We start from the raw sequence: 23,442 nt of genomic DNA, 5'->3' as shown, positions 1-23,442 counted from the left end.
TGTCTGTGTGGACGCGCTGCCGCTCACCGCCAACGGCAAGCTTGATCGGAAACGCCTGCCAGCGCCGTGCAGTGACGACCTGGCCAGCGATGCCTATGCCGCACCGCAGGGACTGCTGGAACAGACTCTGGCCAGTCTGTGGTGCGAATTGATCGGCGTTGCACGAGTGGGTCGCCACGACAACTTCTTCGCCCTGGGCGGGCACTCGCTGCTGGCGGTCACCCTGATCGAACGGCTGCGCCGGCATGGTTGGCACGTGGACGTGCGCAGTTTGTTCAGTGCACCAACGCTGGCCGGCCTGGCGGCGGGTCTGCGGGCGGCCGTCAAGGTGGTCATCCCAGCCAATCTGATCGCCCCGGACTGTCGTCGGATTACCCCGGAGCTGCTGCCGCTGGCAGCGCTGACCCAGGCCGAGACCGATCTGGTAGTGGACAGCGTCGATGGCGGCGCGGCCAACGTCCAGGACATCTATCCGTTGGCGCCGCTGCAGGAAGGCTTGCTGTTCCACCACCTGGCCGACACCGTGCGCGATCCATACCTGCAGCACACGCTGCTGTGCGTGGACACGCGCGCCGGTCTGGATCGCTTGCTTGCCGCCCTGCAGGTCGTGATTGCCCGCCACGACATCCTGCGCACCGCCATTGTCTGGGAGCGGCTGAGCGCCCCGATGCAGGTGGTCTGGCGGCATGCGCCGCTTTCGGTGCAAGAACACCCGTGGACCGGTTCGGTCGAGCGCCTGCGCGAGCATGTAGCGCAGGCACCGATGTGCCTGCAGCAGGCACCGCTGTTGTGCGCGCACGTGGTCCACGACACCAGCCAGGATCGCTGGTTACTGGGTCTGCAGCACCATCATCTAGTGATGGATCACACCACGCTGGAATTGGCGATGGACGAGATCCAGGCCTGCCTGGCCGGGGATCAGGACCGTTTGCCGCCGCCGCTGCCGTTCCGCGATTTCATCGCGCATGCGCAGTTGGGGATGCCGCCATCGGAACACCGAGCGTTCTTCACCCAGATGCTGGCCGATATCGATGCACCCACCGCGCCGTTCGGACTGCCCACACGCGACGATGCATTGCTCGACAGCGAGCAAGCGCATCTGTCGCTGGATGACACGCTGGCCCACAGCCTGCGCAGCCATGCCCGACGCATGGGCGTGAGCGTTGCCAGCCTGTTCCATGTGGCCTATGCCCTGGTCGTGGCACGCAGCAGTGATCGCGATACGGTGGTGTTCGGCACGGTGTTGTTCGGACGGATGTGGGCTGGCGACGGGGCTGACCGGGTGCTCGGCATGTTCCTCAACACCTTGCCGCTGCGTCTGGACTGCGACGCAACGGGCATTGCCCAGGCGATTGCGGACATGCAACACCGGCTTGCCCAGCTGCTGCGCCATGAGCATGCGCCCTTGGCGTTGGCCCAGCGCTGCAGCGGCGTGCAGCCGCCGGCGCCCTTGTTTACTGCGGTGCTGAACTACCGTCATGCCAGTGACGGGCGCACGGCCGCTGCCGGTCCCGATCACGCCTGGGACGGGATCGCGTCGCTGTCAGTGCAGGAACGCACCCACTACGCGCTGCTGCTGTCGGTCAATGATCACGGCGATGCACACGGATTTTCGCTGGATGTCCAGGCCATGCCCAGGGTCGGCGCCCAGCGCGCCGGCCGGATGATGCTGCAGGCCTTGGTTGCGCTGGACAGCGCCTTGCTGCTGGCACCGACAACGCCGCTGCGGGCGTTGGACGTATTGCCGCAGCAGGACATCGCAGCGGCGTGTGCATCCCATCCAGCGGCGCCGATAGCCGCTGCGGAGTATTGCGTGCACCAGGTGTTTGAACAGCAGGTGGCGCGCAGCCCACAGTCCATCGCCGTGCTGTTTGGCGATCACGCCCTCTCCTATGCGCAGCTCAACGTGCAGGCCAACCGCCTGGCCCATCACCTGATCGCCCTGGGTGTGGGGCCAGACAGTCGCGTGGCGCTGTGTCTGGAGCGCGGTCCGGAGATGATGGTCGGGGTGTTGGCGGCACTCAAAGCCGGCGCCGCCTACGTGCCGTTGGACCCGAGCTATCCTGCACAACGCCTGGCCTTCATGCTTGAGGACAGCGCACCGCACTGCGTGCTCAGCCACACCGCGCTGAGGGCATTGTTGCCGACCGGCAAGGTTCCGCTGCTTTGGCTGGACGACAGCAGCGCATGGGCGCAGCAGCCCGAGCGCAACCCCGACCCGGCTGAGCAAGGTCTATGCCCGCACCACCTCGCGTATGTGATTTACACCTCTTGCTCCAGCGGACGTCCCAAGGGCGTGATGGTCCAGCACGCGGCTGTGGTCAATCTATGGCAGGCCTTGGATCGGGTCGTGCATGGGGACGCCACGTCCACGCCGCTGCGCATATCGGTCAATGCCTCGCTGTCGTTCGACGCCTCGGTCAAGATGTGGGTGCAACTGCTCTCCGGCGACAGCCTGGTCATCGTCCCGCAGGCGCTTCGCCTGGATGGCGAGGCGCTGCTGGCCTGGATGCGCCAATCACGCCTGGATGTGCTCGACTGCACTCCCGCACAGCTGCAACTGCTGCTCGACCACGGCTTGCTTGATGCATCGGCTGGGGTACCGAAGAAGGTCTTGATCGGTGGCGAGGCGATCCCTCCCGCCATGTGGCAACGCTTGGGTCAGTGCGCGCATATTGGCTTCTTCAATGTCTACGGCCCAACCGAATGCACGGTGGATGTCACCGTAGCCGCGATCCAGTCCGATGATCCGCTGCCCACGCTGGGGCGGCCGTTGGCCAACGTGCGACTGTCCTTGCTTGATCGACGTCGCCGGCCAGTGCCGGCTGGCGTCGTCGGCGAACTCATGGTCGGCGGCGTCCAGGTGGCACGCGGCTATCTGCATCGTCCGGCGCTGACCGCTGAGCGCTTTATCCCTGATCCGTTCGCCGAGCGGCCAGGCCAGCGCATGTATCGCACTGGCGACTTGGCGCGCTGGCGCAGCGATGACGTTCTGGAATTTATGGGCCGCAACGACCATCAAATCAAGCTGCGCGGCTTCCGCATCGAGCTGGGAGACATCCAGGCAGCGCTGCTGCGCTGCGACGGCGTGCGCGAGGCGGCCATCATCGCCCGCGATGACGGCCATGGCGATGTTCGCCTGATCGCTTATTGGGTCGGCGATGCGCGCAACCTCTCTGCTGATGGCTTGCGCGCGCAGCTGTCTGCGGAGTTGCCCGATTACATGGTCCCCACCGCGTATCGGCAGCTGGAGGCGCTGCCGCTCAATGCCAACGGCAAGCTCGATCGTCAGGCCTTGCCGTTGCTGGATGCGGCCATGCCGGTGCGTCACGGCTACGTGCCGCCAGCCAATGCCATCGAACGCGCCTTGGCCAAGCTCTGGGCCAGCGTGCTGGGGCCGCAGCGTATCGGCCGCGACGACCACTTCTTTGAATTGGGTGGACATTCGCTATCGGTGGTGCGGCTGATCGCCGCAGCCAAGCGCAGCAGCTTCGAGCTGACCGTGCAGATGGTGTACCAATCCCCGACGCTGCGCGCACAGGCTGCGCATCTGACCGCAGGCGTGCAGACGCCGGGGCAGCAGGCGCTGGCGGCCCGTCGCGGTGGCACCCGGCCTGCGCTGTTTGTGCTGCCGACCGGGGTGGGCGACATCACCTATGCCTTCGAGCTGGCCGCCCACATCGATACCGATATCCCCGTCTATGCCTTGCCCTGGCCAGATCCGCTACCGGCCACGTTGGAGGCGCTGGCCGCGCACATGGTCGAGCTGATCCAGACGGTGCAGCCGCACGGTCCGTATCATCTGCTCGGCTACTCCTCCGGCGGCTTGCTTGCCTATGCCATCGCCCAGCACTTGGGCATGCACGACCAGCCCGTCGCCTTCCTGGGTCTGCTTGATTGCGACGTGCCGGCAGCGCCAACGGAAACAGACACGCTCGACGATGCGATTGGCCGGACCTTGCTGCGTCAACTGGAAGGATTGCAACGCCATCGCCCCTACCAGGACCGCGATGACGTCCAGGACGCGTTGCGGTCGTTGCTGGACCGCATCGGCGACAGCGCTTACCAGGACATGGCCCTGGCCTGCCAAAGCGATCCGATGCTGGCGCAGTTGGCGGGTGAAGAGCAGACCACGGTCGCGGCCCTGCTGCACAGCTGCGTCACAAGTACCTGTTTCAATCGCTTGTGGCCCACCTTTGCGGTGCAGCCACTGCCGATGGCCTGCCGACTGCATCTGTTCCAGGCCACCGAGCCCGAACCGGCCAGTGACGCCTATGGCTGGCAGCATCTGCTGAGCGATGCGCAGATCGAACGGATCCCGGTCGAAGGCGAACACACCACGCTGATTGAGGCCGAACATATCGCCGCACTCGCGCGCCGCATCGAACAGGCGCTCGACAGCGCTGCGCGCATGACCACACAGGGGATTGCATGAGCGCTGTCGAGCTGGCTTGTCCGGCCCTGGTTGCGGTGCATCCGCTCGGCTCGGCTCAGCAAGGTGTCTGGCTTGGTCAACTGCTCGCCCCGGACCAGCCCAGCTACACCATCGGCTGCGTGATGCACTTCGAGGGCACGCTGTGCCGGGATGCCTGGGAGCACGCCGTCACAGCCGTGATCGCACGCCACGACGCCCTGCGCATGGTCCTGATCGAAGGATCGCCGCTGCCGAGCCAGCACGTGCTGGAGACCATGCCCTTTTCGCTGCCCTGGCACGATTATTCGCACAGCAGTGACGGCCAGCAACGCGCCTGGGAACACATCCGGCAGGCGATGACACAGCCGTTGCTGCGCTATGGCCAACCGCTGTGGGACATCCAGTGGCTGCAGACCTCGGCCACCGGTGGCGATTGCCTGTATCGCTGCCACCACATCATCGCCGACGGCGTTTCACTGGGCATGCTGTCCAAGCAGATGGTCGATTGCTACAACCAGCGCCTGCGCGGCCAGCCCGACCAGCCGCCAGCGCCGTCCTATCTGCAAGCGCTCGATGCCGACCAGGCCTATCTGGGCTCCAGCCGCTATCAGCGCGATCTGGCGTACTGGCGCGCCCGCCTGCAAGCGCGACCGGAACCGCTGTATCCCAGCCTCACCGCTGCGCTGGGCCATCAGCGCAGCGTGCAGCTCAGCTGCGCGCTGGACACCCCGGACTTCCTGGCCCTGAGCGCACTGGCCGAGCGCTTGGGCGGCTCGTTCACCAGCTTGTTCCTGGCCTGCCTGGCCAGCGGTCTGTCTCGGCTGAGCAATCACCAGGCGCCGATTGCCATTGGTCTTGCCGTCCACAATCGCCACAACGCGATCGAACGCGACATGTTCGGCATGCTGTCCACGCAGCTGCCGCTCTACCTGGGCGTCTCGCCGCACGCGGACATCGCCACCGCCATGCGCGCCATCGCGGTGGAATTGCGCGCGGCGATGCGCCACGCCCGCTGCCCGCTGCAACATGCCCTGCGCCAACTGGGCGAGGCCGGACAGCGGTCACCGCGTCCATTCGACATCAGTGTGTCGGTCGAGGACTTCAGCGCATTCGGCGATGCGCCCATCGTCGGCGGCCGCTGGCACATGCTGCCGCTGCACGCCGGGTATGAAGACACTGCGCTGGGCGTGTTTGTGCGCCGCTACAGCAAGCAGCATCCGGTCGTACTGGAGTTCAACGTCAATCCGGACCGGTTGCCCGTGCCGCTGGCCGAACAGGCCCTGGCTGCGCTGCGGCAGATGCTGCTGGCCCTGCTCGCGGATCCGCAGACGCCGTTATGGCGCCTGCCGCTGCTAACGGCCTCGCAGCGCCAGCAGGTGCTATACGCGTTCAACGACCAACCCGGGCAAGCGCATAGCGACCACCAGGTGCATCACGCATTTGAACGCCAGGTCGTCGCCACCCCGGAGGCCATCGCGCTGGTGTTTGAAGACACCCGCCTCAGCTACGCGGACCTGGATGCCCAGGCCAACCGGCTGGCCCATCACCTGTGTGCGCTGGGCGTGGCGACCGACGATCGTGTGGCCGTGTGCCTGCCGCGCGGCATCGCCATGGTGGCGGCGGTGCTGGCCACGCTCAAGGCCGGCGCCGCCTATGTGCCGCTGGACCCAAGCTATCCGCCCGAGCGCCAGGCCTACATGCTGCAGGACTGCCGGGCGTGTGTCCTGCTGACCACGCCGGCCTGCGTCGACGCACTGGCCTTGCCTGCCGACCTGGTTGTGGTCTTCGCCGACGCCCCACAGCCAGCGTGGCAGTCGTTGCCGGCCACCGCACCGGCACGCGCCAGCTCGCCGCTGCAGGCCGCCTACGTCATCTATACCTCTGGCTCCACCGGTCAGCCCAAGGGCGTGGTGATGCCGCATGGCCCGCTGCTCAATTTGCTCCACTGGGAAGCCGAGCACTGCGCTGCGGCCGGGCTGCAGGCGCTGCGCACCCTGCAGTTTTGTGCGCTGGGTTTTGATGTCAGTTTCCAGGAAATCTTCAGCACCCTGGGCAGCGGAGGCTGCCTGGCGCTGATCGACGATGCACAACGCCGCGACGCGCATGCCCTGTACCGCTACATCTGCGCCCAGCGCATCCAACGCCTGTACATGTCCTACATCGCCCTGCAGTCGCTGGCCGAGATGGTGCTGGCCGATCCGGCGCTCGATGCGCTGGACTGTCCGCTGTGGCAGGTGCTCACCGCGGGCGAACAGCTGCGCATCACCCCGGCGATCCGCGCCTTCTTTGCCGCGCGTCCGGCCTGCCGCCTGCATAACTACTACGGCCCCACCGAGACCCACGTCGCCTCGGCCCAGCTGTTGCCGGCCGACACCGAGCGCTGGCCGCTGCTGCCGCCGATTGGCACCGCGCTGCCGCGCACGCCGCTGTATGTGCTGGATGCGCAGCGCCAGCCGCTGCCAATTGGCGCCATCGGCGAGTTGTTCATCGCCGGCGTGCAGGTTGCACGCGGCTACCTGCACCGTCCGGCGTTGACCGCCGAACGCTTCGTTCCCGATCCGTTTGCCGCTCAACCCGGCCAGCGCATGTATCGGACCGGCGATCTGGCCCGTTGGCGTGCCGAGGGCAGCGTCGAGTTTCTTGGCCGCAACGACGATCAGGTCAAGCTGCGCGGCTTCCGGATCGAGCCGGGCGAGATCGAAGCGGCATTGCAGGCTTGCCCGGGCGTGCGCGATGCAGCGGTGCTGCTGCGCGAGGATCGCCCTGACGACAAGCGTCTGGTCGCCTATCTGGTCGGCGATGGCCTGAGCGTTGAGCCGCTGCGTGATCGGCTCGCCGCCGGCTTGCCCGAGTACATGGTCCCAACGGCGTATGTCGTGCTGCACGCCATCCCCACCACCAGCCACGGCAAGCTGGACCGAGGCGCTCTGCCGGCACCCGATGCCAGTGCCCTGGACGTGCAGACCTATGTGGCCCCGCAGGGCGAACGCGAAGTCCTCCTCGCCGCGCTGTGGAGCGAGCTGCTCGGGGTCGAACGGATCGGCCGCCACGATAGCTTCTTTGCTCTGGGCGGCCATTCGCTGCTCGGGGTGCAGCTGCTCTCGCGCATCCGCAGCGCGCTGGGCCTGGAACTGCCGTTGGCTGCGGTGTTTGCCCAGCCGCGCCTGGCCGAGCTGGCCCAGGCTCTGGACCACGCGACGGCCAGCAAACTGCCGGCCATCGTGCCGCTGCCGCGCACCGGCCCGCTGCCGCTGTCCTTTGCCCAGCAGCGGCTGTGGTTCCTGGCCCAGTTCGATCCGCGTGCCGACGTGGCCTATCTGATGCCTGGCAGCGTGCGCCTGCACGGCACACTCAACCTGGCCGCGCTGCAGCAGGCATTGAACGCCATCGTGGCCCGGCATGAAGCCCTGCGCACTTGTTTTGTCGAAGGCGATGACGGCGCCACCCAGCGCATCGCATCGCCGCAGATCGCCTTTGCCCTGGACATCATTGACCTTCGACACGCACCGCATCCGCATGACGAAGCCCAATGCCATGCCGAACGTGAAGCCAGCACCGCGTTCGATCTGGCACATGGCCCGCTGATCCGTTGCCGCTTGCTGCGCCTGGCCGAGCACGAACATCGCCTGCTGATCACCCTGCACCATCTGATCGCCGACGGCTGGTCCATCGGCGTCTTGCTGCACGAACTTGGCGCGCTCTACAGCGCTTTTTCCCAAGGTCAGCCCGATCCGCTGCCGCCGCTGCCGATCCAGTACGCCGACTACACCGTGTGGCAACGTCGCTGGATCGAAGGCCCGCTGCTGCAACGCCAGCTGGCCTTCTGGCGCGAACACCTGGAGGGTGCCCCGGCGCTGCTGGAGCTGCCCACCGACCGACCGCGCCCGGCCGAACAGGACTACGCCGGCGCCGCGCTGCCGGTACTCTTGGACGCGGCACTGACCCAGGCCTTGACCGCCCTGAGCCAGCGCCACGGCACCACGCTGTTCATGACCGTGCTGGCCGCCTGGGGCGTGCTGCTGGCGCGTCTGGCCGGACAGGATCACGTGGTGATCGGCACTCCGATTGCACAGCGCACCCGGGCCGAAACCGAGTCGCTGATCGGCCTGTTCGTCAACACCCAGGCCCTGCACATCGACCTGCGCGGGCATCTCTCGGTCGCTGCATTGCTGGCCCAGGTCCGCACTACCGCGCTGGCCGCACAGGAGCATCAGGACCTGCCCTTCGAGCAGCTCATCGAAGCCCTCAACCCGGTACGCAGCCTGGCCCATCATCCAGTCTTCCAGGTCATGTTCACCTGGCAGAACACGCCTCAGGTGAGTCTGGCGCTGGCCGCGCTGGACAGCCAAGTCACGCTCGGGCCGGCCCACGATGCCAAGTACGATCTGGATCTGGATCTGCATCTGGACGGGCCGTGCATCGTCGGCAGCCTGCGCTTTGCCACCGCGCTATTTGACTCGGGCACGATCCAGCAGCAGCTGGACAGCCTGGGCATGCTGCTCCAGGCCATGGCCAGCGACGACCAGGCACCGGTGACACGGCTGGCGCTGCTCTCGCCCAGCCAGGGCCAGCAGCTGCAGCGCTTCAATCACCGCGACACCGCCGCGACCGACACGCGCTGCCTGCACCAATGGTTCGCCCAGCAGGTGGCCGACACGCCTGAGGCCATCGCCCTGGTATGCGGCCAGAGCGCACTCAGTTACCAGCAGCTGGACCAGCAGGCCAACCAGCTGGCGCATCGCTTGATCGCGCTGGGCGCGCGGCCAGAGCGCTGCGTGGCGCTATGCCTTGAACGCGGCATCGCCCAGATCGTGGCGGTGCTCGCCGTGCTCAAGGCCGGCGCCGCGTATCTGCCGCTTGAGCCCGGCCAACCGCGTGAGCGCTTGGCCGGGGTGCTGGCGGACGCAAAGCCCACCCTGGTGATCGTGCAGGACGCTGACCGCGTAGGATTGGCTGCCGATCAAACCATCCCGGTGCTGGCCATCGCCACCGAGCAGGCGGCCGCTGCGGCCTATCCGGACCACCTGCCGGTGGTACCCAATCAGCATCGGCAACAGCTGGCCTATGTGATCTACACCTCCGGCTCCAGCGGCCGGCCCAAGGGCGTGATGGTCTCCCACCAGGGTCTGGTCACCCGCTTGCATGCCTTGATCGACACCTATGGTCTGGGTCCGCAGGAGCGCGTGCTGCAATTTGCCACGCTGGCCTTCGATGCCTCGGTTGAAGAACTCTTCGGTGCCCTGTGCAGCGGCGCCACCCTGGTGCTGCGCGATGATCACTGGCTGGAGACCGACCGGTTCTGGCAGCACTGCGCGCAGGCTGGGATCACCGTGGTGGATCTGCCCACCCGCTTCTGGGCCCAGCTGTGCACCCAGTCGCTGCAGATTCCTGACTGCGTGCGCCAGGTGATCATCGGAGGTGAGGCGCTCACCGACGCCATGCGCAAGACCTGGATCCAGGGCACGCGCACGGCGCTGCTGGACACCTACGGCCCGACCGAAGCCATCGTGGTGGCTACCGTCCAGGCCATCGGCGCCGGTACCCCAGCCGGGATCGGGCGTCCGCTGCCGCACACCCAGGCCCATGTGCTGGATCGCCACGCTCAGCCGCTGCCCATCGGCGCACGCGGTGAACTGCATCTGGCCGGCGCGGCGCTGGCACGTGGTTATCTGGGCCGCCCGGATCTGACCGCCGAATGCTTCGTGCCCGATCCGTTTGCCAGCAGCCCCGGCCAGCGCATGTACAAGACTGGCGACCTGGCCCGCTGGCGCGCCGAGGGCGTGCTGGAGTATCTCGGCCGCAACGACACGCAGGTCAAGATCCGCGGCTTCCGCATCGAACTGAGCGAGATCGAAGCGGCCTTGCGCGCCTGTGATGGCGTGCGCCAGGCGGCGGTGGTCGTGCGCGAGGACAACGGCGACAAGCGCCTGATCGCCTATCTGGTCTGCGACAACGATGTCGCCCTCAACGCGGAGGCACGACGCAACCTGCTCAGCGCCCGTCTGCCCGACTACATGCTGCCTGCGGCCTATGTGCCGCTCGATGCGCTGCCGCTGAACGCCAACGGCAAGCTCGATCGCCGCGCCCTGCCCGCACCCGATGCCGACGCGCTCGCCACTCAGGCCTACGTGGCTCCCGAAGGCGAACGCGAAATCCTGCTGGCCGCGTTGTGGCACGAACTGCTCGGCGTCGAACGCGTCGGTCGCCACGACAGCTTCTTCGCCCTGGGTGGACATTCGCTGTTGGCCGTGCGACTGATCTCGCGGATTCGCACCTCGCTTGGGCTGGAACTGCCCTTGGCCACGCTGTTCGCCCAGCCGCGCCTGGCCGATCTAGCCCAGGCCCTGGACAACGTCGCCGCCAGCACGCTGCCGGCCATCGTGCCGGCCGACCGCAGCGCACCGTTGCCGCTGTCCTTCGCCCAGCAACGGCTGTGGTTCCTGGCCCAGTTCGACGCCCGTGCCGCACAGGCCTATCTGCTAGCCGGCGGTGTGAATCTGCACGGCGCACTGAACCTGCCCGCGCTACAGCAGGCGCTGGACCGGATTGTGGCCCGGCATGAAGCGCTGCGGACTCACTTTGTCGCGGCCGACGATGGCGCTATCCAGCGGATCGCAGCGCCGGACATCGGCTTTGCCCTGGCGTGTGTGGATCTGCGCCAGGCAGCAGACCCACACGCCGACGCTCAACGCCATGCCGCGCTTGAGACCAGCACGCCTTTCGATCTGGCACATGGCCCGCTGATTCGCGGCCGCTTGCTGCGTCTGGCCGAGCACGAACATCGCCTGCTGGTCACGATGCATCACATCGTCACCGATGGCTGGTCCATGGGCCTGCTGGTGCGCGAACTCAGCATCCTGTATGCCGCCTTCGCTTTGGGCCAGCCCGATCCGTTGCCGCCGCTGCCGATCCAATACGCCGATTACGCCCAGTGGCAGCGCCGCTGGCTTGATGCGCCGCTGCTGCAACGCCAGCTGAGTTTCTGGCGCGAACACCTGCACGGCGCCCCGGCGCTGCTGGAACTGCCCACCGATCGCCCGCGTCCGGCGCTGCAGGATTACCGCGGCGACAGCATCGAGATCGCCCTCGATGCCGAACTCACCAGCGCCTTGCGCGGCTTGAGCCAGCGTCACGGCAGCACCGTCTTCATGACCGTGCTGGCGGCCTGGTCAGTGCTGTTGTCGCGCCTGTCTGGCCAGGATGAAGTCGTGATCGGCGCGCCGGTGGCCAACCGCACCCGCAGCGAACTCGAAGCGCTGATCGGCTTCTTCGTCAACGCCCAGGCGCTGCGCATCGATCTACGTGCCAACCCCTCGGTCGCCGAGCTGCTGGCGCAGGTGCGCAGCACTGCATTGGCTGCGCAGGACCATCAGGACCTGCCCTTCGAGCAAGTGATCGAAGCGCTCAATCCCCCCCGCAGCTTGTCCGCCCAACCGGTGTTCCAGGTGGTGCTGACCTGGCAGAACTTCCCCGATGCGGAGCTGAGCTTGCCGGGCATCGAACTGCAGCCTTTCCAGTCGCCATTGGCCGATGCCAAGTTCGATCTGGAGCTGTTCCTGGGCGAAGTTGGGGACCGCATCGTCGGTAGCCTGAGCTATGCCAGCGCGCTGTTTGACCGACCTACCATCGAGCGCCATCTGGCCCAGTTCGTCCAGCTGCTGGCCGGCATGGCCGCCGATGAGCAGCTGCCCATCGCGCAGCTGCCGCTGCTGCCTGTCGACGAACGCGCACAGCTGCAGCGTTTCACCACTACCGAGACCGCTGCGCTAGATCAGGCGCAGTGCATCCACCACCTGTTTGAAGACCAGGTGCGGCGCACTCCCGATGCCGTGGCTCTTTTGGAAGCCGACGTTCAACTCAGCTACGCCGTCCTCGAAGCGCAGGCCAATCAGCTGGCCCATCGCCTCTCCACTTTGGGCGTTGGAGCGGAGAGCCGCATCGGGCTGTATCTGCCGCGTGGGATCGATCAAGTCGTGGCCCTGCTCGCCGTCCTCAAGGCCGGCGCAGCCTATCTGCCGTTGGATCCGGAGTTGCCCAGCGAACGCCTGGCCTTCCTGCTCGCCGACAGCCGCCCGCGCGTGGTGCTGACCTGTGGCGAACTGCGCGAGCCGCTCCAGTCCATCGGCAGTGCCATGCAAAGCGTCAGCGTGCTGACCTTGGATACGGACGCACACACCGATCTTAACGATCCCGGCGCACCGACTGTCCCCGGCCTATGCCCGGACAACCTGGCCTATATCATCTACACCTCCGGCTCCACCGGCCAGCCTAAGGGCACCCTGCTCACTCATGCTGGCGCTGCGCATTACCTGCAATGGGTCATTGACACCTATCGTCCGTTCCCCAGCGCGGTGGTGTCTTCCTCGCTGGCCTTCGATGCCACGCTGACCAGCCTGCTCGCGCCGCTGCTGTGCGGCGCACGGGTCGAGCTGCTGCCTGAGCACGACACCTTGGACGCCCTGCGCCAGCGACTGTGCAATCCGACCCCGCTGGGCCTGGTCAAACTCACCCCGGCGCATCTGGAAGTGCTCGGCCAGCAGTTGGCTGAGCATGAAGGACCGCTCAGCCCAGCGGTCATGGTCATCGGCGGCGAAGCCTTGCCTGCGGCCACCCTCGCCCGCTGGCAGGCCCTCGCACCGCACACGCGCCTGATCAACGAATACGGCCCTACCGAAACCGCGGTCGGCTGCGTGGTCCACGACACCACCCGCGAAGACGCACTGGACCCCAGCGGCCGCGTGCCGATTGGTCAGCCCATCGCGCATCTGCGCATCCACGTGCTCGACGCGCACGGTCAACTGGCACCGATCGGCGTCGCCGGGCACCTGCATATCGCCGGGCCACAGCTGGCGCGCGGCTACCTGGGCAGGCCTGATCTGACCGCCGAACGCTTCGTCCCCGATCCGTTCGCCGACCAGCCAGGCCAGCGCATGTATCGCACGGGTGACCTGGCGTGCTGGCGTGCCGACGGCGCCCTGGACTATCTGGGTCGCAACGACGACCAGGTCAAGCTGCGCGGCTTCCGGATTGAACTGGGCGAAATCGCCGCCGCCCTGCGTGCTTGTGCCGGCGTGGACGATGCCGCTGTAGTGCTGCGCGAGGACCCCCCCGGCGAGCCGCGCCTGGTCGCTTATCTGGTTGGCGACGCCGAGCAGCTCAGCGCCGACACCCTGCGCACCCAGTTGGCCGCACGCCTGCCCGAGGTGATGCTGCCGACCGCCTATGTGCACGTGGACGCACTGCCACTCACTGCCAACGGCAAGCTGGATCGCCGCGCCCTGCCGGCACCGGACGCCGATGCGCTCGCCGTGCAAGCCTACACGCCGCCGGAAGGTGCGCTGGAACAGACCCTGGCACAGCTATGGAGCGAGCTGCTCGGGGTCCAACAGGTCGGCCGCCACGACAGCTTCTTCGCCCTCGGCGGCCACTCGCTGCTCGGCGTGCGCCTGATCTCGCGCATCCGCAGCACGCTCGGCCTGGAACTGCCGCTGGCGACACTGTTCGCCCAGCCGCGCCTGGCTGAGTTGGCCCAAGCCCTGGACACTGCTGCCGCCAGCACTTTGCCGGCCATCGTGCCGGCAGACCGCAGCGCATCGCTGCCGCTGTCCTTTGCCCAGCAGCGCTTGTGGTTTCTGGATCAACTCGACGACCGTGCCAGCTTGGCCTACCTGATGCCCGGTGGCGTGGATCTGCACGGCGCACTGAACCTGCCCGCGCTACAGCAGGCGCTGGACCGGATCGTGGCCCGGCATGAAGCCCTGCGCACCAGTTTTGTCGCCGCCGACGATCGTGCCACCCAGGTGATCGCAGCGCCGGAGATCGGCTTTGCGCTGGAATGTGTCGATCTGCGCCAGGCAGCAGATCCGCATGCCGACGCTCAACGCCATGCCGAGCTTGAGACCAACACGCCTTTCGATCTAACACACGGCCCGCTGATTCGCGGCCGTCTGCTGCGTCTGGCCGAGCACGAACATCGCCTGCTGGTCACGATGCATCACATCGTCACCGATGGCTGGTCCATGGGCCTGCTGGTGCGCGAACTCAGCATCCTGTATGCCGCCTTCGCTCTGGGCCAGCCCGATCCGTTACCGCCGCTGCCGATTCAGTACGCCGACTACGCCCTGTGGCAGCGTCGCTGGCTGGAAGGCCCGCTGCTGCAGCGTCAGCTCAGCTTCTGGCGCGAACACCTGCACGGCGCCCCGGCGCTGCTGGAACTGCCCACCGATCGCCCGCGTCCGGCGCTGCAGGATTACCGCGGCGACAGCATCGAGATCGCCCTCGATGCCGAACTCACCAGCGCCTTGCGCGCCTTAAGCCAGCGTCACGGCAGCACCGTTTTTATGACCGTGCTGGCCGGCTGGGCGGCGCTGCTGGCACGCCTGTCCGGACGGGACGAGTTTGTCATCGGTACGCCGGTCGCCAACCGTACCCGCAGCGAACTCGAAACGCTGATCGGCTTCTTCGTCAACACCCAGGCACTGCGCATCGACCTGCGCGCCGCCCCCTCGGTCGCCGAGCTGCTGGCCCAGGTGCGCAGTACCGCCCTGGCCGCGCAAGACCATCAGGACCTTCCGTTCGAGCAGGTCATCGAAGCGCTCAACCCAGCGCGTCATCTCGGCCATCACCCTGTCTTCCAGGCCATGCTGGTCTGGCAAAACAACGCGGAAGTCGCGCTGGATCTACCAGGACTGGACAGTCGGGTGCTGGAACAGGGCAACACCACCGCCAAGTTCGATCTGCAATTGACCTTGCAAGCGCAGGACGAGCGCATTGCCGGCCAGCTCACGTATGCCACTGCATTGTTCGATCACAGCACCATCGAACGCCACCTGGCCCAGTTCGTGACGCTGCTGCGTGGCATGGTCGCCGACGACAGCGCCCGCGTCGACCGACTGCCGCTGCTGAGCGCGCCCGAGCGCCAGCAATGGCTGCAGACGCTGGCGCAGACGCAGCGCGTGTTCGCCGACGATGCCTGCCTGCACAGCCTGTTTGAACAGCAGGTCGCGCAGGCGCCCCACGCCATCGCCGTGGTACACGACGACCTCGCGCTCAGCTATGCCGACCTGGACGCCCGTGCCAACCAGCTCGCCCATCATCTGATCGCCCAAGGCAGCGGTCCGGAAGATTATGTGGCGTTGTACCTGGAGCGCGGCATCGATCTGGTCGTGGCGCTGTTGGCCGTGCTCAAGGCCGGCGCCGCCTATCTGCCCATGGACGCAGCCTACCCCGCGCAGCGGCTGGCCTTCATGCTTGACGATGCGCAGCCACGCCTGCTGCTCACTCATCGTGCGCTGGCGGCCAACCTACCCAATGAATCCAGCATCGCCACGGTGCTGCTGGACGCCGATTCCGAAAGCTGGGCACAGCAGCCGACCCATTCGCCCCAGCGCACGGATCTGCTGCCGCAACATCCGGCCTACGTTATCTACACCTCCGGCTCCACCGGCACCCCCAAGGGCGTAGTCGTGGCCCATGCCCAGGTCGTGCGCCTGCTGCACGCCACCCGCGCCTGCATCGCACCCACCGCCGAGGACGTCTGGACCCTGTTCCACTCCTGCGCCTTCGACTTCTCGGTCTGGGAGCTGTGGGGCGCCCTGGCCCACGGCGGCCGCCTGGTCGTGGTGCCGCAGCACACCGCGCGCGATCCGGCCGCGTTCCATGCCCTGCTCTGCCAGCAACGCGTCAGCGTGCTCAATCAGACCCCCAGCGCCTTCCAGGCGCTGCTCGATGCGCAGCGACACAGCGACTTGCAGCACAACCTGCGCCTGGTGATCTTCGGCGGCGAAGCGCTGCAACCGGCCACTCTGGCGCCGTGGTTCGCTCAGCACGGCCAGCGCACCGCGCTGATCAACATGTACGGCATCACCGAGACCACGGTGCATGTCACCGCGCATGCGCTCACTGCGGACGATGCGCAGCGCCCCGGGCACAGCCCGATCGGCGTGCCGCTGGCCGATCTACGCGCCTATGTGCTGGCAAGCGACGGCCAGTGCCTGCCGATCGGCGTGGCCGGCGAACTGCATGTGGCCGGCGCCGGTCTGGCGCGCGGCTATCTGGGCCGTCCGGGACTGACCGCCGAACGCTTCGTGCCCGCCCCGTTTGCCGAGCAGCCCGGGGAGCGCATGTACCGCACAGGCGACCTGGCGCGTTGGCAGGCCGACGGCAGCTTGGAATATCTGGGCCGCAACGATGATCAGGTCAAGCTGCGCGGCTTCCGCATCGAACTGGGCGAAATCCAGGCCGCCTTGCGCGGCTGCGACGGCATACACCAAGCCGCGGTCGTCGCCCGCGAGGACAACCCCGGCGACACGCGCCTTGTCGCCTATCTGGTCGGCGATACTGAGGTCGTCCTCAATGCCGACGCATTACGCACCCAACTCGGCGCCCGTCTGCCCGAGTACATGTTGCCGGCCGCCTACGTGCAGCTCGATGCCCTGCCGCTGACCGCCAACGGCAAGCTCGATCGCCGTGCCCTGCCGGCGCCGGATGCCGACGCGTTTGCCGTGCAGGCCTACGCGGCGCCGGAAGGCGAGCTGGAACTGCTGCTGGCCGCGCTGTGGAGCGAGCTGCTCGGCGTCGACCAGGTCGGTCGCCACGACAGCTTCTTCGCCTTGGGCGGACACTCGTTGCTGGCGGTGCGGCTGTGCTCGCGGATTCGCAAGCAACTCGGCGTGGAAGTCGTCCTGGCCGACCTGTTCGCGCAGCCGCAGCTGGCCGCACTGGCCGCGCGCGTGGCGTGCGCGCAACCCAGCGCGCTGCCGCCGATCGTGCCGGCCCCGCGTACCCGGCCGCTGCCCTTGTCCTTCGCACAGCAACGCCTGTGGTTCCTGAGTCAGCTCGACCCCGCTGCCGGTCTCGCCTACCTCATCGATGTGGGCCTGCGCCTGCACGGCAGGTTGCGGCCGGATGCGCTGCAACGGGCGCTGGACCGCATCGTCGCCCGCCACGAGGCGCTGCGCACGCGTTTCAGCAGCGGCGACGGCAAGCCTGTGCAACACATTCTGCCCGCCTGCGCCGTCGCGCTGGACTACCACGATCTATCGCAACAGCCCGATCCCGACGCTGCGCTGCGCGAACACGCGCAGCTGGAAGCATCACGGGCCTTCGATCTGGCGGACGAATCGCTGATCCGCGGCCGGCTGCTGCGCCTGGCCGAGCACGAACACGTCTTGTTGCTCACCCTGCACCATCTCGTCGCCGACGGTTGGTCCATGCGCATCCTGGTCGAAGAATTGGGCGCCCTGTACACCGCGTTCGCCCAAGGACGTCCGGACCCGTTGGCGCCGCTCGCCCTCCACTACGCCGATGTCGCTGCCTGGCAACGGCAATGGATCGACACCGACAGGTTGCAGCGGCAACGCGCCTTTTGGCAGGCGCACCTGGAGGGCGCGCCGACACAACTGGCCTTGCCGACCGATCGACAACGGCCGGCCATCCATGACTACCGTGGCGCGTCGATCCAGGTTGCGATCGACGCGGACATGACCGCCGCGCTGAAAATGCTGAGCGCGCGTCACCGCACCACCTTGTTCATGACCGTGCTGGCGGCATGGGGCGTCGTGCTGGCGCGCCTGTCCAATCAGGATCAGGTCGTCATCGGTAGCCCGATCGCCAACCGCACCCGTAGCGAGCTGGAGCCGCTGATCGGCCTGTTCGTCAACACCCAGGCACTGCGCATCGACCTGCGTGGCAACCCCTCGGCCGCCGAGTTGCTGGCGCAGGTACGCACCACCGCCCTGGCAGCCCAGGACCATCAGGACCTGCCGTTCGAACACGTCATCGAAGCCCTCAATCCGCAGCGCAGCCTGGCGTATCACCCCGTGTTCCAGGCGATGCTGGCCTGGCAGGAGCAACTGGATGCATCGCTGGATCTGCCTGAGCTACGTGTTCGCCCGCTCGAACTCGGCGACGCCAGCGCAAAATTCGACCTGCAACTGACGCTGCAAACACAGGACGCGCGCATCGTCGGCCAGCTCACGTATGCCACTGCATTGTTCGATCACAGCACCATCGAACGCCACCTGGCCCAGTTCGTGACGCTGCTGCGTGGCATGGTCGCCGACGACAGCGCACGCGTCGATCGGCTGCCGCTGCTGAGCGCGCCCGAGCGCCAGCAATGGCTGCAGACGCTGGCGCAGACGCAGCGCGTGTTCGCCGACGATGCCTGCCTGCACAGCCTGTTTGAACAGCAGGTCGCGCAGGCCCCGCACGCCATCGCCGTGGTGCACGACGACGTCGCGCTCAGCTATGCCGAGCTCAACGCCCGTGCCAACCAGCTCGCCCATCATCTGATCGCCCAAGGCAGCGGTCCGGAAGACCGCGTGGCGCTGTTCCTGCAGCGCGGCATCGACCTGGTCGTGGCCATCCTGGCCGTGCTCAAGTCAGGCGCCGCCTACCTGCCGATGGACCCGGCCTACCCTGCGCAGCGGCTGGCCTTCATGCTCGACGATGCGCAGCCGCGCCTACTGCTTGCCCATCGCGAACTGGCTGCCGCGCTGCCCACCGACGCCCGCATCGCCACCGTGTGGCTGGATGCTGGGGCCGACGCCTGGGCGCAGCAACCGGCCCACGCGCCGCAGCGCACCGACGTGCTGCCGCACCACCCGGCCTACGTCATCTACACCTCCGGTTCCACCGGCACGCCCAAGGGCGTGGTGGTTGCCCATGCCCAGGTCGTGCGCCTGCTGCACGCCACCCGCACCTGCGTCGCACCCACCGCCGAGGATGTCTGGACCCTGTTCCACTCCTGCGCCTTCGATTTCTCGGTCTGGGAACTGTGGGGCGCGCTGGCCCACGGCGGACGCCTGGTCGTGGTGCCACAGCACATCGCACGCGATCCGGCCGCGTTCCATGCCCTGCTCTGCCAGCAACGCGTCAGCGTGCTCAATCAGACCCCTAGCGCCTTCCAGGCGCTGCTCGATGCGCAACGGAAGAGCCCTGTGCAGCACAGCCTGCGGATGGTGATCTTCGGCGGCGAAGCGCTGCAACCGGCCACCCTGGCGCCCTGGTTCGCCCAGCATGGTCAGCGCACCGCCCTGCTCAACATGTACGGCATCACCGAAACCACGGTGCATGTCACCGCCCATGCACTGACTGCGCAGGATGCGCAACGCCCCGGCCACAGCCCGATCGGCGTGCCGCTGGCCGACCTGCGCGCCTATGTGCTGGCAAGCGACGGCCAGTGCCTGCCGATCGGCGCGGCCGGCGAACTGCACGTGGCCGGCGCCGGCCTGGCGCGTGGCTATCTGGGCCGTCCCGGACTGACCGCCGAGCGCTTCGTCCCCGATCCGTTCGCCGAGCGACCTGGCGAGCGCATGTACAAGACCGGCGACCTGGCGCGTTGGCGTGCCGACGGCAGCCTCGAGTATCTCGGCCGCAACGACGAGCAGGTCAAACTGCGCGGCTTCCGGATCGAACTGGGCGAGATCCAGGCCGCCTTGCGCGGCTGCGACGGCGTGCGCCAGGCCGCGGTCGTCGTGCGCGACGACAACACCGGCGACACGCGCCTGGTCGCCTATCTGGTCGGCGACACCGAAATCACGCTCAACGCCGACGCGTTGCGTACCCAGCTCGGCGCGCGCCTGCCCGACTACATGCTGCCGGCCGCCTATGTGCAGCTCGATACGCTGCCGCTGACCGCCAACGGCAAGCTCGATCGCGGTGCCCTGCCGGCACCCGATGCCGACGCGCTCGCAATGCAAGCCTACGCGGCGCCGGAAAGCGAGCTGGAACGGCTGCTGGCCACGCTGTGGAGCGAGTTGCTCGGCGTCGAACGCGTCGGTCGCCACGACAGCTTCTTCGCCTTGGGCGGGCACTCGCTGCTCGGCGTGCAACTGATCTCGCGCATCCGCAGCGCGCTAGGACTGGAGTTGCCGTTGGCGGCGCTGTTCGCCCAACCTTGCCTGGCCGATCTGGCTCAGGCACTGGCACACGCCGCGACCAGCACGCTGCCGGCCATCGTGCCAGCCGACCGCGCCCAACCACTGCCACTATCCTTCGCCCAACACCGTCTTTGGTTCCTGGCCCAGCTCGACGCCCAGGCCGACCTGGCCTACCTGATGCCTAACGGCCTGCGTCTGCACGGCCCGCTCGATCGCCACGCCCTACGCCAGGCGCTGGATCGCATCGTCGCCCGTCACGAAACCTTGCGCACCCGTATCGTCCTGCACAACGACGAGCCGGTGCAACGCATCGACGCCGACAGCGTCGGCTTCCGGCTGTCCGAATACGACCTCAGCGCTTATCCCGATCCAGAAGCACAGGCCCAACGCCAGGCCGAAGAAGAAACGCTGACTGTCTTCAATCCGGCCCACGACACCTTGGCACGCGGCCGCTTGCTGCGTCTGGCCGACGACGACCATCTGCTGTTGATCACCCTGCATCACCTGATCGCCGATGGCTGGTCCATGGCATTGCTGGTGCGCGAACTGAGCACCCTCTACACCGCCTTCGCGCAAGGCCTGCCCGATCCCTTGCCGCCGCTGCAACTGCAGTACGCCGATATCGCCGTGTGGCAACGCCGCTGGATCAGCGGCGAGGTGTTGCAACGCCAGCGCGACTTCTGGATCGAGCACTTGCAAGACGCCCCGGCACTGTTGGAACTGCCGACCGATCGCCCCCGTCCGGCACTGCCGGACCACTGCGGCGATACGCTGGAATTTGCCGTGGATGCGGAACTGAGCGCGGCGCTGAAGACCGTGAGCCAGCGCCACGGCACCAGCGTGTTCATGACCGTACTTGCGGCCTGGGGCGTGTTGCTGGCGCGCCTGTCCGGCCAGGACCAGGTGGTCATCGGCACCCCGGTGGCCAATCGCCATCGCAGCGAGGTCGAACCGCTGATCGGTCTGTTCGTCAACACCCAGGCGCTGTGCATCGACCTGCGCGCCAATCCGTCGCTTGCGGACCTGCTGGCCCAGGTTCGGGCCACGGTGCTGGCCGCGCAAGCGCATCAGGATCTGCCCTTTGAGCAAGTCATCGAAGCGCTCAACCCTGTGCGCAGCCTGGCCCACCATCCGGTGTTCCAGGTCATGTTCGCCTGGCAGAACATGCCCGACCGCGACGTCGCCCTGCCTGGACTGGCGCTGCAGCCAGTGCAGCAGAAGCTGGCGGTGCGCAAGTTCGATCTGGAACTGACGCTCGAAGAGCGACACTCGGCCATCGTCGGCGCGATCGGCTATGCCAGCGCATTGTTCGAACGCAGCACCGTGCAGCGCGTCCTCGCCTGCTTCGTGCATCTGCTTCAGGGCATGAGCACGCAAGACAGCGTCCCTGTGGCCCAGTTGCCCTGGCTGCCCACAGACCAACGCGTCCAGCTGCTGCATGCCTTCAACGCCAACGAGTCCATCCCGACGCCGGTCGCGACCCTGAACCAAGCTCTGCACGCACAGGTCCAGCGCACCCCGCAGGCACCGGCACTGATCGACGGCGAGTTGGTCGTAAGCTACTCCGAGCTGCAGGCGCGGGCCACCGTTCTGGCCCAACGGCTGCTCGCCTCGGGCGTCACGCCGGGTGCCTGCGTGGCGCTGCTGCTGCCGCGCTCGGCACTGTTGATCGTGGCCGAACTGGCGGTGCTGATGTGCGGCGCCGCCTATGTCGCCCTGGACCAGACGCAGCCGCAAGCGCGCTTGCGCGCACTGCTGCACGACTGCGCAGCCGCCGCGCTGCTGTGCAACGCCGACAGCCCGCTCGATGCAGTGTCCATGCCACGTCTGGAGCTGGACTGGGCCGCGCTCGTTGGCGAGGCCGACGCACCGAACGTCGACGTCACGCCCGGCAGCGTCGCCTATGTCGTCTACACCTCCGGTTCCACCGGCACCCCGAAAGGCGTGGCCGTGTCGCATGCAGCCGTGCTGGCCTTCGCACTCAGCCAGCAGCATGCACCGTTGCAGCCGCAGGACCGCGTCGCCTTCCTCGCCAATCCTGCCTTCGATGCCAGCACGTTCGAAGTGTGGGCCACGCTGCTGCATGGCGCGGCCATCGTCGTCGTCGACCAGCAGACCCTGCTCGACCCGACTGCACTGGCGCAGTACCTGACCGCCAGCGAGGTCAGTATCCTGCATCTGACCGCCGGGCTGTTGCCTGGCTACTGGCAAGCCTTGCGCACAGTCCTGCCGACGCTGCGTTGCCTGCTCACCGGCGGCGACAGCGTCGATGCCGGCAGCGTCGCCGCGATCCTGTCCCAGGCCGCACCGCAACGGCTGCTGCATTGTTATGGCCCGACCGAAACCACCACCTTCAGCGTGGTCCACCCGGTCGCGACAGTGGCCGCAGACGCGGCGCGGATCCCGCTCGGCCGGCCGTTGCCGGGCAGCCGTGCCTATGTGCTCGATCGCCACGGTCAGCCGGTTCCGATCGGCGTGGCCGGCGAACTGCATCTCGCCGGCGCGCAGCTCGCCCAGGGCTATCTGCACCGCCCCGGCCTGACCGCCGAGCGCTTCGTCCCCGATCCGTTCGCCAAGCACGCCGGCGAGCGCATGTACCGCACCGGCGACCTAGCGCGCTGGCGCGACGACGGGCTGCTGGAGTTCCTCGGCCGCAACGACGATCAAGTCAAGATCCGCGGCTTTCGCATCGAACCGGGCGAGATCGAAGCGGCCTTGCGCGGCTGCGCTGGCGTGCAGGAAACCGTGGTCGTCGCGCACGGCGACGCCGCAGAAAAACGCCTGGTCGCCTATCTCGTCGGCGACAGGTCAGCACTGGAACCGGCAACGCTACGCAGACAACTCGCCGCGCGTCTGCCCGAGCACATGCTGCCGGCCGCTTACGTGCAGTTGGAGGCGCTGCCGCTGACACCCAATGGCAAGCTCGATCGCGCCGCCCTGCCGGCACCCGACGCTCAGGCACTCGATCTGCACGCCTATGTCGCCCCGCAGGGCGACCTCGAACACGTCCTGGCCACGCTATGGAGCGAGCTGCTCGGCGTCGAGCAGATCGGCCGCAACGACGACTTCTTCGCCCTCGGCGGCCACTCGCTGCTGGCGATCAAACTGATCGAACGCCTGCGCCGGCTTGGCTGGCAGTTGGACGTA

General features: G+C 67.4%; 1 protein-coding gene and 1 pseudogene (1 of these 2 only partly in view). Both read left to right on the top strand.

Translation table 11 applies throughout. The features are described 5' to 3' along the window. Positions 1–4,435: the 3' portion of an amino acid adenylation domain-containing protein gene (locus tag KHF85_RS10390; RefSeq protein WP_284566636.1), read on the top strand. Its footprint begins 9,158 nt before the window's first position; 4,435 of the gene's 13,593 nt are visible here — the last part of the coding sequence; the start codon falls outside the window, past its left edge; it ends in the stop codon at positions 4,433–4,435. After that, positions 4,432–23,442 (top strand): annotated as a pseudogene (locus KHF85_RS10385) (non-ribosomal peptide synthase/polyketide synthase); the annotation flags it as partial. The gene KHF85_RS10390 and the pseudogene KHF85_RS10385, both read left to right, overlap by 4 nt.

The sequence above is a fragment of the Xanthomonas graminis pv. graminis genome (assembly GCF_030168915.1).
GTDB lineage: Bacteria > Pseudomonadota > Gammaproteobacteria > Xanthomonadales > Xanthomonadaceae > Xanthomonas_A > Xanthomonas_A translucens.
Note: the sequence above shows the minus strand (reverse complement) of the source record. Positions and strands in the feature narration are given on the sequence as shown.